Below are 12,127 nucleotides of genomic sequence, written 5' to 3' on the forward strand. Positions count from 1 at the left end.
GTCAGATGGCGCCCGGTCGTGGGCTGGGCATGCGTCGTATTCGTCGCATTCATTTCGTCGGTGTCGGTGGGGCTGGTATGTGTGGCATTGCCGAGGTGCTTGCCAACCAGGGGTACCAGGTGTCCGGTAGCGATCTGAGGGCGTCTCCTGTGGTGGCGCGTCTGGAGAGTTGCGGCGTGCGGGTTTCCATCGGTCATTCTGCGGAGAATGCCGAGGGTACCGACGTGGTGGTGGTATCCACTGCGGTCAGCGAAGACAACCCCGAGCTGCTGTGGGCACATGAGCATCGGATACCCGTGGTGCGTCGTGCCGAGATGCTGGCTGAGTTGATGCGCTTCCGTCACGGCATAGCGGTGGCCGGTACTCATGGCAAGACAACCACTACCAGTCTTACAGCGACGCTGTTGGGCGAAGGCGGTCTGGACCCGACCTTTGTCATTGGTGGCAAGCTGACCAGTGCTGGTACCAACGCTCAGTTGGGGCAGGGTGACTATCTGGTCGCGGAAGCAGATGAGTCGGATGCATCCTTCCTGCATCTGCAGCCGATGGTCAGTATCGTCACCAATATTGATGCCGATCACATGAGCACCTATGGAGGCGACTTCGGGCGCCTCAAGACCACCTTCATCGAGTTTCTGCATAACCTGCCGTTTTATGGACTGGCAGTGATGTGCATCGATGACGACAACGTGCGTGAGTTGCTCGAGTCGATCAACCGCCAGTTTGTTACCTACGGCTTCTCCGAGGATGCCGATTATCGCATTGATGACTTTGTGCAGACGGCTGGTGACGTACGTTTTACCGCGGTACGCCCAGGGGGGCTGCAGCCTCTGGACGTGAAACTGGCGATGCCCGGCCGCCACAATGCGCTGAATGCGCTGGCGGCGATCGCGGTAGCCACCGATGCCGGAGTCGACGATGCTGCCATCTGCCGGGGGCTGGCCGGTTTTGCTGGTGTCGGTCGGCGGTTCCAGGTGCACGGCGAGTTCCCTGTGCCCCAGGGAGAAGGACAAGTCATGCTGGTGGATGACTACGGTCACCACCCGCGAGAAGTGGAAATGGTCATCAAGGCTGTGCGTGATGGTTGGCCGCAACGACGCCTGGTGATGGTCTATCAACCGCATCGTTATTCCCGTACTCGAGACCTCTACGAGGACTTTGTTCGCGTGCTGGCCGGTGTAGATACCCTCTTGCTGCTGGACGTATATAGCGCTGGTGAGTCGCCGCTGCCGGGTGCTGATGGTCGCAGTCTGGCGGGTTCCATTCGCCAACGTGGCGAAGTTGATCCGATTTTCGTGCAGGAAAAGTCGGAGTTGCCTGCGTTGCTGGCTAATGTACTGCGTGCTGACGATATATTGATTACCCAGGGAGCAGGGGATGTCGGGGGGATTTCCCAGCGCCTTGCTGACGCCGGTTTGAAGCTTGATGAGGTGGCAATGTGAGTGCGCAAGACAATAATTTCGGTCGAGTTGTGGTGGTGTTCGGCGGCGATAGTGCGGAGCGTGATGTGTCGCTCAATAGCGGCGCAGCAGTGCTGTCTGGTCTACAGCGTAGTGGCGTCGATGCTATCGGCTATGACCTCGCGGAAGCAGGCGTCGCCGGGCTCGAGGCACTCAAGCCGGATATGGTATTCATCGCAGTGCATGGCAGGGGAGGTGAGGACGGTTGTCTGCAGGGTGCCCTGGAGCTGGCCGGCATTCCCTATACCGGTAGCGGTGTGATGGCATCGGCGTTGGGCATGGACAAGCTGCGCACCAAGGCGCTGTGGCAATCGGCGGGTTTGCCAACGCCGGAAAGCATCCTGATGACCAGCGAAACCAGTCACGCCGAGTTGATTGAGCGACTGGGACTGCCGCTGATCATCAAGCCGGTTCATGAAGGGTCGACTATCGGTATCACCATCGTGCGCCACGCTGAGGAGTTGGAAAAGGCCTGGCAGGATGCCGCAGGATTTGACGCACGAGTCATGGCTGAGCGTTTTGTTGCTGGAGGCGAATTTACCTTGTCGGTTCTTGGAGACAGGGCGTTACCGGCTATTCGTGTCGAGGTTCCCAGTGGATTCTATGACTATGAAGCCAAGTATCTTTCCAATGACACGCTCTACCACATTCCCTGTGGACTCGAGCCTGAGGAGGAGGCTGAGCTGGCCGAACTCTGTCTCTCGGCCTTCGACGCCGTGGGCTGTTGCGGGTGGGGCCGTGTCGATGTAATGCGCGATGCCGAAGGGCGTTTCTGGTTGCTCGAAGTCAACACGGTTCCGGGGATGACGGACCACAGCCTCGTACCTCAAGCGGCTGCGCACGCTGGCATCGATTTTGATCAACTGGTTGTGCGGATTCTCGCCACTGCCCTGGAGCGTCGCTGATCATGGCACGTCGGAGCACCCTGTTCGGCATATTGTTGCTTGGCCTACTACTGGCGGCAGGAGGCAATGCTCTGTGGCTATGGCTGGATAAACCCATCCAGCGAGTGTCGATTCGTGGCGAGTTGCAATACGCTGATTCCAGCTATCTCAAGAACCAGTTGACTCCATTGGTGCGTGGCCAGACATGGTTGTCTGTCGACCTCGAGGAACTTCGTGAGCGGGCGATGAAGGTTGGCTGGCTCCACGAAGTGCGCATTCGTCGTGAGTGGCCCAATGCCCTTATGTTCGAGTTGACCGAGCAGGTTCCGGTGGCGTACTGGAATGATGACCAGTTGCTGAATAGCGACGGTACTCCTTTTGACTTTGGTCCGGTAACACCGCCCGATGATATGCCGGTTCTAGCGGGTCCCAAAGGCTCTGGTCAGGAAGTTCTGGATTATTATGCTGACCTATCCAGCCGCTTTGGCTCCATGGGTGTTGGCCTGGAGCAGTTGCGTCTAGAGGCTCGTGGAGCCTGGCGTTTTCAGCTCGATGATGGAGTTTGGGTAATGCTCGGTCGCAATGACAGGGTCGGTCGTCTTGGTCGTTTAGAGGCTGCCTGGCAGCGTGAGCTTGGCAGTGTTGCGTCGCATATTCGCTACATTGATCTGCGTTATCCAAATGGTGTCGCGGTGGCTTGGCATGGTGAGACCGAACCGGTCGCGGAAGATGGTTCCAGGCAAGGCTAAAAGTTAGCCGTTACCACTTGGGGATTTGTTATTGGCAAGATTCGGGTATTTCTTTTGAAAGAAACAACCCGTATCGTGAAATAAGTATAGGTTCTGGGGTGGTATAACAAGCGTACTTGTTTCTATAATCGTCTCAGGTTTTTTATTTCAGTGGCAGGTTCCCAATCAGGGGGATCGATTCGAGGAGAACTCCCGACTCATGGCAGGTGCATCCAACGTCTCCAATATGGTAGTCGGGCTGGATATCGGAACATCCAAGGTCGTTGCGATCGTGGGTCAACCCACCGACGATGGTGGTATCGAAATTGCCGGTATCGGCTCTCACCCTTCGCGCGGAATGAAGAAGGGTGTGGTGATCAATATCGAGTCTACCGTGCAATCGATACAACGCGCCGTGGAAGAGGCGGAGTTGATGGCTGGCTGTGATATTCACTCGGTGTATGTCGGCATCGCAGGAAGCCATATCAGTTCCATGAATTCTGACGGTGTAGTGGCCATCAAGGAGCGGGAAGTTGCGCCCTCTGATATCGACCGAGTGATTGACTCGGCTCGCGCGCGCGCAATTTCCGAGGGTCAGCGTGTACTGCATGTCTTGCCGCAGGAGTTCGCCATTGACACTCAGGGTGGTATCCGTGAACCACTGGGGATGTCTGGCGTGCGTCTGGAAGCGAGAGTGCACCTGGTGACAGCGGCCATGAACGCGGTTCAGAACATCGAGAAGTGTGTTCGGCGCTGTGGTCTTGAAGTGGATGCCATCATTCTTGAGCAACTGGCATCGAGCCATGCAGTTCTCACCGAGGACGAGCGTGAGCTTGGTGTTTGCATGGTTGATATAGGTGGTGGAACAACCGATATTGCAGTCTTTACCGAAGGTGCTATTCGTCATACTGCTGTGATTCCCATCGCCGGCGATCAGGTTACCAATGACATCGCCATGGCATTGCGGACACCGACTCAGTATGCCGAGGAGATCAAGGTCAAGTATGCCTGTGCGTTGACGCAGCTTGCGTCCAGCGATGAGATGATCAAGGTGCCCAGCGTAGGTGATCGGCCGGCTCGAGACCTTTCACGGCAGTCATTGGCCGAGGTTGTCGAGCCGCGTTACGAGGAACTGTTCACACTGGTTCGGGATGAACTGCGTCGCAGCGGCTATGAGGACCTGGTTGCCGCGGGCGTTGTGCTGACCGGCGGCACCTCGCGCATGGAAGGTGTTGTTGAATTGGCTGAAGAGATCTTCCATATGCCGGTTCGAATCGCCTGTCCCCAGAATGTGCGTGGATTGGCGGATGTAGTGAGAAACCCGATTTATTCGACGGGTGTCGGTTTATTACATTACGCTTTACATGAAGCTCGACAGGGCCATGGCCGCCAAGGGCAGGGTGGCATGATCTCGGCGCAACCGAGGCGCGAGGACGTCTCCCGGCGTGGACCAGAAGAAGGGATTCCTGCGCTGGAAAAGATCAAAGGCTGGTTCAAAGGAAATTTCTGAGAGGGCCGCAATAGCGGCTCAGGAGACGGGGCAAATGTTTGAACTCGTAGACAGCGCACCCTCAAGTAGTGCGGTCATAAAGGTCATCGGCGTAGGTGGTGGCGGTGGTAACGCAGTCAACCACATGGTCGAGAGCAACATCGAAGGCGTTGAATTCATCTGCGCCAATACCGATGCTCAGGCCCTCAAGCGTGTCTCCGCCAGGACAGTGCTGCAACTCGGCACGGAGATTACCAAGGGGCTCGGTGCCGGGGCTAACCCCGACGTCGGTCGTCAGGCGGCAATGGAAGATCGCGAGCGTATCGCGGAGTTGCTGGAAGGCGCCGACATGGTGTTCATCACCGCTGGTATGGGTGGTGGTACTGGTACCGGTGGTGCTCCTGTCGTCGCACAGGTCGCCAAGGAGCTGGGTATCCTGACGGTGGCGGTGGTGACACGTCCTTTCCCCTTCGAAGGCCCCAAGCGTATGCGTGCGGCCGAGGAGGGCATGAAGGAATTGTCCGAGCACGTCGACTCGCTGATCACCATTCCCAACGAGAAGCTGCTCTCGGTGCTCGGCAAGAGCGCTACACTGCTGACGGCTTTCAGTGCGGCAAACGACGTATTGCTGGGTGCGGTTCAAGGTATCGCCGAACTGATCACCAGCCCGGGTATCATCAACGTCGACTTTGCCGACGTGCGTACGGTCATGTCCGAGATGGGCATGGCAATGATGGGGACTGGTGGGGCAACTGGTGAGAACCGTGCCCGTGAGGCGGCCGAAAAGGCGATTCGCAGTCCGTTGTTGGAAGATATCGATCTGCACGGTGCACGCGGTATCCTGGTCAACATCACTGCTGGTCCTGACCTGTCGATTGGCGAGTTCAACGATGTTGGTGCAACCGTCCAGGAGTTTGCCTCCCAGGACGCCACTATTGTGGTCGGCACCTCCATCGATATGGACATGACCGACGAACTGCGGGTCACCGTGGTTGCTGCTGGTCTGGATAGTCAGGCGAACCAGCGCGCCAAGCAGGCAGCGGCTTCTCAGCAGCAGGCTCGGACGCGTCCAGAGATGCGTCAGCGTCCACAGCAGCCGGCCATGAACCGTGCGCCGCAACAGGCCGCGAGCAAGCCGGAAGCTCAGGAGAATCCGCGGCCTCAGAGCGAGTCGCGCAAGTCTCAGGATCTCGACGACTATCTCGATATCCCTGCGTTCCTGCGTCGTCAGGCCGACTGATCGCGATGCGCCTCTGTCTCTCGGGGGCGTTGTCGCGCAGAGGCGAGGTTTTTTTGTTGAAACGTTCGTTTGGTGTTATAGTGAACGGTGTTTGATAATCAACGACTGCCTGGCGACTGCAAAATGATCAGACAACGTACCCTGAAAAACGTGATCCGCGCCACTGGCGTAGGACTACATTCCGGCAAGAAGGTCTACCTGACCTTGCGGCCGGCCCCGGTAGATACCGGCATCGTGTTCGTCCGTACCGACCTTGAGCCGGAAGTACAGATTCCTGCTCAGGCGACCAACGTCACCGATACCACGCTGTGTACTGCCCTGTCGCGCAATGGTGAGAAGGTGGCGACCGTCGAACACCTGATGTCGGCTTTCGCTGGCCTCGGTATCGATAATGCCTATGTTGACCTCAGCGCTCCTGAAGTGCCGATCATGGATGGTAGTGCGGGACCTTTTGTGTTCCTGATCCAGTCGGCGGGTATTCTCGAGCAGAACGCGCCCAAGAAGTTCATTCGCATCAAGCGCGAGATCGCCGTGCGTGAAGATGACAAGGAAGCTCTGTTCCTGCCTCATCAGGGCTTCAAGGTCTCCTTCTCCATCGACTTCGATCATCCCGTGTTCGAGGACCAGAAGCAGACTGCGGTAGTGGACTTCTCGACGACGTCCTTCGTGCGTGAAGTTTCCCGTGCGCGTACCTTCGGCTTCATGCGTGATCTCGAATATCTGCGTTCCAACAATCTGGCGTTGGGTGGCAGCCTCGATAACGCGATCGTGGTTGACGACTACCGTATCGTCAACGATGGTGGTCTGCGTTACGACGATGAGTTCGTCAAGCACAAGGTATTGGATGCCATTGGCGACCTCTATCAGCTTGGCTACAGCTTGATTGGTGAGTTCCGCGGTGTGAAGTCCGGCCATGCTCTGAACAATCAGTTGTGTCGTGCACTGCTTGAACAGCCGGAATCATGGGAAATCGTCACTTTCGAGGATGACGAGGAGATGGCTCCGATCTCTTACGCGGCGCCGGCCATGGCCTGACGTCTCGCCCCCGTCAGGAAAAACCAGTCGTTGTGAGAACGCCGCCCATTGGGCGGCGTTCTTGTATTTGAGTTGTTCGCAGCTTACTGCTTCTTCTCGGCATGCGAGGCTAGTCGCTCAAGGGCTCGCTTGAGTTCCGGGTCATCGACGTCTGCGGCACAGCTTGATACCTCGTTGCCGGCGTTGGCGGACAGGTGTCGCGATTGACGTGGGGGGATCCGGGCCGGACGTACTGGGCGAACTTTGAGATGGAAGCCGGTTACTGCCTGAAACTCCGGCAACTGATGCAGCAGTTGCAGTAGGCGCGGTTGTTCGTAGCGCAGGCGTGTCAACCAGGCTGCGCCATCCGTGATCAATGTCAATCTTCCGCTCTCATAGCCACCAACGAACAGGTGTTCAGCGAGCTCAGCTGAAAGTTGCTCACGCAGGTGGTTCTGCGCCTTCTCGATCAGGTGTGCCATACGCATCAGATCACCGAGCTCACCACGGCCGTTCAGTAGGCGAGACATGGGCTGGGCGCGGAACCGCTTAACCTTTATACTCATACGCTTGTGTCCGGATAGTCGACCGGTCTCTATTTCCCCGACAGTCTGTCGCTTTATTTCGCGAGACGTCTGAGCCTAGCATGCCAGGGAGTTGCTCAACAGCATGTCTGCTGCCCATTCTGACAACCCGTATCACACCGATTGCCGCCCGCGTCGTGTCAACACGCGTTGGTGGCTTGCTGGTCTGTTGGTTGGTTGTCTGCTGCCGGCAGGCCTGATTCAGGCAGAATCCCCGCGTGCGACTCAACGCCTGGTGCAGATCTGTATCATGGCGCCGGCGATGATTCGCGCACGTACCGTGCTCAAGGCATGCCGCCGACAGCTGACCAGTCACCCGGCCATCACCGCCTTGCGACATCCCGCAACCGCTCCAGCGGTTCTTTCCCCCGTGCTGCGCGCCGTTGCAGCACTCGATGTCGTTTCGCGTCGGGGGCCCCCATCACCAGCGTAATCTCGATGCCAGCAACGGAGACACGTGGATACGTGCTTCCGCGGATCTTTACGTCAATGATGGACCCAATATGATCAACTCGTTGTTACGCAAGGTAGTCGGCTCCAAGAATGACCGTGAGGTCAAACGCATGACGCGTCAGGTGCGCGCCATCAATGTCCTGGAATCTCAACTGGAAGAGCTCGACGACGCAGCACTCAAGGCCCGCACGGCGGAGCTTCGTGAGCGTCTTGCCGCAGGTGAGAGTCTGGATGCGATCATGCCGGAAGCCTTTGCTACGGTGCGTGAAGCCAGCAGGCGTGTCATGGGGATGCGCCACTTCGATGTGCAGATGGTGGGCGGCATGACGCTTCACCGCGGCAGAATTGCCGAGATGAAGACAGGTGAGGGCAAGACGCTGGTCGGAACCCTGGCGGTCTATCTCAATGCTCTACCAGGTCGTGGCGTGCACGTTGTGACCGTCAACGACTATCTGGCGCGTCGTGATGCCAACTGGATGCGCCCGCTGTATGAATTTCTCGGTCTTACCGTCGGTATCATCTACTCCGGTCAGCCTCCGGCCGATAAGCGCGATGCCTATGCCTGTGATATTACCTACGGCACCAACAATGAGTATGGCTTCGACTATCTGCGCGACAACATGGTGTTCTCGCTGGAGGAGAAGGTACAGCGCGACCTGTACTTCGCCGTCATCGATGAAGTTGACTCCATTCTCATTGATGAAGCGCGTACGCCGCTGATCATTTCCGGCGCGGTGGACGAGAATACTGAGCTGTACAAGGTCATCGATCGTCTGGCACTGAAGCTCGACAAGTGCACCGACGAAGAAGATCCGGAAAGTGGACATTTCCTGCTCGACGAAAAGCAGAAGCAGGTCGAGCTGACCGAGAGTGGTCATCACCAGGTTGAGGAGTTGATGCGTGAAGAGGGTCTGCTTGGCGCAGAAGACTCTCTGTATGCAGCACAGAACCTCAATCTGCTACAACATATGCAGTCGGCACTACGCGCTCGTCACCTCTATCACGTCGACGTGGACTATATCATCAGCGATGATCAGGTGGTGATTGTTGATGAACACACTGGGCGTACCATGCCGGGGCGTCGTTGGTCCGAGGGGCTGCACCAGGCCGTCGAGGCCAAGGAAGGGGTGACCGTGCAGCGTGAGAGTCAGACGCTGGCTTCGACCACCTTCCAGAAGTACTTCCGCCTGTACGAGAAGCTGTCCGGCATGACCGGTACGGCGGATACCGAAGCCTTCGAATTCCGTCAGATCTATGGCCTCGATGTCATCGTCATTCCCACCAATCGCCCGTTGGTGCGCAAGGATATGAATGACCTCGTGTACCTCAGCGCCGAGGAGAAGTACGAGGCGATCATCGAGGACGTCAAGGCGCAGGTCGAAGCAGGGCGGCCTGTGCTGGTGGGTACTGCGTCGATCGAGACCTCCGAGTACATCGCCGCGCTGATGAAAACGTCAGGAATAAAGTTCGACGTGCTCAATGCCAAGCAGCACCAGCGTGAAGCGGACATTATCGCCCAGGCGGGGCGCCCAGGTTCAGTCACCATTGCCACCAACATGGCCGGTCGTGGTACCGATATCGTACTCGGCGGCAACTGGGAAGCGGAGGTGGCGAAGCTCGAGTCACCGAATGAGCAGCAGATCGCTGAGCTGAAGGCGGCATGGCAGCAGCGGCATGAGGCCGTGCTCGCGGCGGGTGGTCTGCATGTGGTTGGTTCCGAGCGCCATGAGTCTCGTCGTATCGATAACCAGCTGCGCGGCCGCGCTGGCCGTCAGGGGGATCCGGGCTCGACGCGTTTCTTCCTGTCCCTCGAGGACAGCCTCATGCGCCTGTTTGGCTCGGATCGTGTGCAGCGCCTGATGCAGGCGTTGGGTCTCGAGCGTGGTGAGGCAATTGAGCATAAGATGGTCTCCAACGCTGTCGAGCGTGCTCAGAAAAAGGTCGAGGGTCGCAACTTCGATATTCGCAAGCAGTTGCTCGAATATGACGATGTGGCAAATGATCAGCGCTCAGTCATCTATGAGCAGCGCAACGAGATTCTCGCCGCCTCGGATGTCTCCGAGAATGTCATGGGGATCCGTGAGGAGGTGCTCGATCAGGGCATCAGTGAGTTCGTGCCGCCGCAGAGTTTGCCTGAGCAGTGGGATCTCTCGGGGCTCGAGAGCCACCTCAAGAGCGAATTCAACCTCGAGGCGCCGGTGGTGCAGTGGTCCGAGGAAGATGACCATTTCCACGAGGAGCAGCTCCGTGAGCGCCTGCAGACCCAGCATCGACAGGCGTATGAGGCCAAGGTGGCAATTGCTGGCCAGGAGTTGATGCGCCGCTTCGAGAAGCAGGTCATGCTCCAGGTACTCGATACGCGTTGGAAGGAACACCTGCAGTCCATGGATCACCTGCGTCGCGGTATCCACCTGCGCGGCTACGCGCAGAAGAATCCCAAGCAGGAATACAAGCGCGAGTCGTTCGAGCTGTTCCAGAATCTGTTGACCAACATCAAGTCCGACGTGACGCGTATTCTCAGTCACGTTCAGGTGCGCGCACCTGAAGAGGTTGATGCTCTTGAGCGTCAGCGCCGCGAAGCACTGGAACGTGAATCCGCCCAGGCCGCCAGTCGTCATGATGAGCCGGAACTGGCCGAGGGCGAGGAGCGCCAGGCCAGTGAAGCTGTCGACACGAAGCCGGTACGCCGTGATGCGCCCAAGGTCGGGCGTAACGATCCGTGTCCATGTGGCTCGGGCAAGAAATACAAGCAGTGCTGCGGTCAGTTGAACTAATCGCATAACTTATCGCATAGCAAGGTGGCGTAACCTACCCCTGACAACTGTCAGACACCCTATCCACAACCCCGGGCCCAGACTCGGGGTTGTGCCCAGTGAAGGAGACAACAGATGGCTGTGGGTGAGAGTAACTTTCCGTTCATGCCGCGTATTGAAGGGGTGCGCCTGGGTACCGCGATGGCAGCGATCAAGAAGCCGGGCCGTCGCGACCTGGTGGTGATCGAGGTGGTCGAGGGCGCCAGTGTGGCCGGAACCTTCACTCGCAATGCATTCTGCGCCGCGCCCGTTCATGTGGCGAAGCGCCACCTGGGCGAAGGCAATGGTGTGCGTTACCTGGTCATCAACACCGGCAACGCCAATGCTGGTACCGGCGAGGTGGGGATGCGCGATGCGCATGATACCTGTGCTGAACTGGCGAAGCTGACAGATGTTACGACCGAGGCCGTGCTGCCTTTTTCCACCGGTGTCATTGGTGAGCCGTTGCCGATGGAGCGCCTGTTGGCTGGGCTGCCCGAGGCACTGGAGTCCATGGGGGATGATCAGCAGGCCTGGCAACTGGCCGCAGAGGGCATCCTCACTACCGACACTCGCGCCAAGGGTGTGAGCCGCCAACTGGAGTTGGCGGGAGGTACGGTGACGATCAATGGCATCGCCAAGGGCTCGGGCATGATCTGCCCCAATATGGCAACCATGCTGGGTTTCGTTGCAACGGACGCGGGTATCACGCAGAGCGCCCTGGAGAAGATGCTCCAGCAAGGGGTGCGTAAGTCGTTCAATAGCATCACTGTCGATAGTGATACTTCCACCAACGATGCCTGCATGCTGATGGCAACCGGTAGCGGCGTGTCATTGACGGCTGCTGATGATCTCGCTGCTTTCCGCGAAGCGCTGGATGAGGTGCTGGTGGAGTTGGCTCAGTCGATCATTCGTGATGGCGAAGGTGCTACCAAGTTCGTCACTCTCGATGTTCAGGGGGCCAATAGCGAGGACGAAGCCCGTGAGGTCGCCTTTACCGTGGCGCATTCGCCACTGGTCAAGACCGCACTCTATGCCAGTGATGCCAATTGGGGGCGGATTCTTGCCGCAGTCGGCCGTGCAAGGGTCGAAGACTTCGATGTGGATCGCGTGGTCATTGATCTGGGTGAGGTGCGTCTGGTCGAGAACGGCGGGCGCGCGGCCGGCTATACCGAGGAAGCCGGTAGCGCGGTTATGGCCCGTGAAGAGATCGTTATCCGTATTGATCTCGGAAGAGGTGATGCAGGGGCGATGATATGGACGTCGGACCTGTCGCATGACTATGTATCGATCAATGCTGATTATCGTAGCTGATTGACGTGTCAGACTCTGTTCATATTATCTCCAGAAGCCCTTTGGCTGGCTCGAAGGCTTTTGGCTCGGCTTCAGAGATTACGAGCTTCAGAGATTACGAGCTTCAGAGATTATAGTGGGATGAAACCTGGCGCCGGTGTCGGTATCCTGTGTCGATTCCGAACAGGCC

10 protein-coding genes are annotated in these 12,127 nt (G+C 57.9%); 9 read left to right on the top strand and 1 reads right to left on the bottom strand.

What is annotated here, in order from left to right; translation table 11 throughout:
• Positions 1–5: 5 nt before the first annotated feature.
• From murC to lpxC, 6 genes are all read left to right on the top strand, one after another.
• Positions 6–1,442 carry a UDP-N-acetylmuramate--L-alanine ligase gene (gene murC, locus AR456_RS07495; protein WP_051995805.1) on the top strand — a complete coding sequence of 479 codons (1,437 nt, stop codon included), beginning with the start codon at positions 6–8 and terminating at the stop codon, positions 1,440–1,442.
• Positions 1,439–2,365, top strand: a complete 927-nt coding sequence (locus AR456_RS07500) for a D-alanine--D-alanine ligase (protein ID WP_021820766.1) — start codon at positions 1,439–1,441, stop codon at positions 2,363–2,365. Before murC ends, AR456_RS07500 begins: the two co-directional genes overlap by 4 nt.
• A 2-nt stretch (positions 2,366–2,367) precedes the next feature.
• A complete protein-coding gene (locus AR456_RS07505) occupies positions 2,368–3,093 on the top strand; it encodes a cell division protein FtsQ/DivIB (RefSeq protein WP_021820767.1) in 726 nt (241 codons plus the stop codon).
• 199 nt (positions 3,094–3,292) lie between these two features.
• On the top strand, positions 3,293–4,582 hold the full coding sequence (gene ftsA, locus AR456_RS07510) for a cell division protein FtsA (protein ID WP_021820768.1): 1,290 nt from the start codon (positions 3,293–3,295) through the stop codon (positions 4,580–4,582).
• A gap of 34 nt (positions 4,583–4,616) precedes the next feature.
• Positions 4,617–5,801 carry a cell division protein FtsZ gene (gene ftsZ / locus AR456_RS07515; RefSeq protein ID WP_021820769.1) on the top strand — a complete coding sequence of 395 codons (1,185 nt, stop codon included), beginning with the start codon at positions 4,617–4,619 and terminating at the stop codon, positions 5,799–5,801.
• Positions 5,802–5,924: 123 nt separating this feature from the next.
• Entirely contained in the window at positions 5,925–6,836 is a 912-nt protein-coding gene (gene lpxC, locus AR456_RS07520; RefSeq protein WP_021820770.1) for a UDP-3-O-acyl-N-acetylglucosamine deacetylase, read from the top strand.
• 83 nt (positions 6,837–6,919) lie between these two features.
• On the opposite strand, the gene AR456_RS07525 is transcribed toward lpxC, so the two are convergent.
• The gene (locus tag AR456_RS07525; RefSeq protein ID WP_031208721.1) at positions 6,920–7,381 is read right to left on the bottom strand and encodes a DUF721 domain-containing protein; all 462 of its coding nucleotides are present in this window, start codon (positions 7,379–7,381) and stop codon (positions 6,920–6,922) included.
• Positions 7,382–7,484: 103 nt separating this feature from the next.
• On the opposite strand from AR456_RS07525, the gene AR456_RS21455 reads away from it, so the two are divergent.
• From AR456_RS21455 to argJ, 3 genes are all read left to right on the top strand, one after another.
• Positions 7,485–7,832, top strand: coding sequence for a hypothetical protein (locus AR456_RS21455; protein WP_021820772.1), 348 nt, complete (start codon positions 7,485–7,487; stop codon positions 7,830–7,832).
• Positions 7,833–7,902: 70 nt separating this feature from the next.
• Positions 7,903–10,626, top strand: coding sequence for a preprotein translocase subunit SecA (secA, locus tag AR456_RS07535; RefSeq protein ID WP_021820773.1), 2,724 nt, complete (start codon positions 7,903–7,905; stop codon positions 10,624–10,626).
• 114 nt (positions 10,627–10,740) lie between these two features.
• The gene (gene argJ, locus AR456_RS07540) at positions 10,741–11,958 is read left to right on the top strand and encodes a bifunctional glutamate N-acetyltransferase/amino-acid acetyltransferase ArgJ (RefSeq protein WP_021820774.1); all 1,218 of its coding nucleotides are present in this window, start codon (positions 10,741–10,743) and stop codon (positions 11,956–11,958) included.
• Positions 11,959–12,127 lie beyond the last annotated feature (169 nt).

This window comes from Halomonas huangheensis (assembly GCF_001431725.1).
Classification (GTDB): domain Bacteria; phylum Pseudomonadota; class Gammaproteobacteria; order Pseudomonadales; family Halomonadaceae; genus Halomonas; species Halomonas huangheensis.

Excerpts from the sequence above, each read along its gene's own strand:
- murC (WP_051995805.1), top strand. The coding sequence starts at position 6 with ATGGCGCCCGGTCGTGGGCTGGGCATGCGTCGTATTCGTCGCATTCAT.
- AR456_RS07505 (WP_021820767.1), top strand. The coding sequence starts at position 2,368 with ATGGCACGTCGGAGCACCCTGTTCGGCATATTGTTGCTTGGCCTACTA.
- ftsA (WP_021820768.1), top strand. The coding sequence starts at position 3,293 with ATGGCAGGTGCATCCAACGTCTCCAATATGGTAGTCGGGCTGGATATC.
- ftsZ (WP_021820769.1), top strand. The coding sequence starts at position 4,617 with ATGTTTGAACTCGTAGACAGCGCACCCTCAAGTAGTGCGGTCATAAAG.
- lpxC (WP_021820770.1), top strand. The coding sequence starts at position 5,925 with ATGATCAGACAACGTACCCTGAAAAACGTGATCCGCGCCACTGGCGTA.
- AR456_RS07525 (WP_031208721.1), bottom strand. The coding sequence starts at position 7,381 with ATGAGTATAAAGGTTAAGCGGTTCCGCGCCCAGCCCATGTCTCGCCTA.
- AR456_RS21455 (WP_021820772.1), top strand. The coding sequence starts at position 7,485 with ATGTCTGCTGCCCATTCTGACAACCCGTATCACACCGATTGCCGCCCG.
- secA (WP_021820773.1), top strand. The coding sequence starts at position 7,903 with ATGATCAACTCGTTGTTACGCAAGGTAGTCGGCTCCAAGAATGACCGT.
- argJ (WP_021820774.1), top strand. The coding sequence starts at position 10,741 with ATGGCTGTGGGTGAGAGTAACTTTCCGTTCATGCCGCGTATTGAAGGG.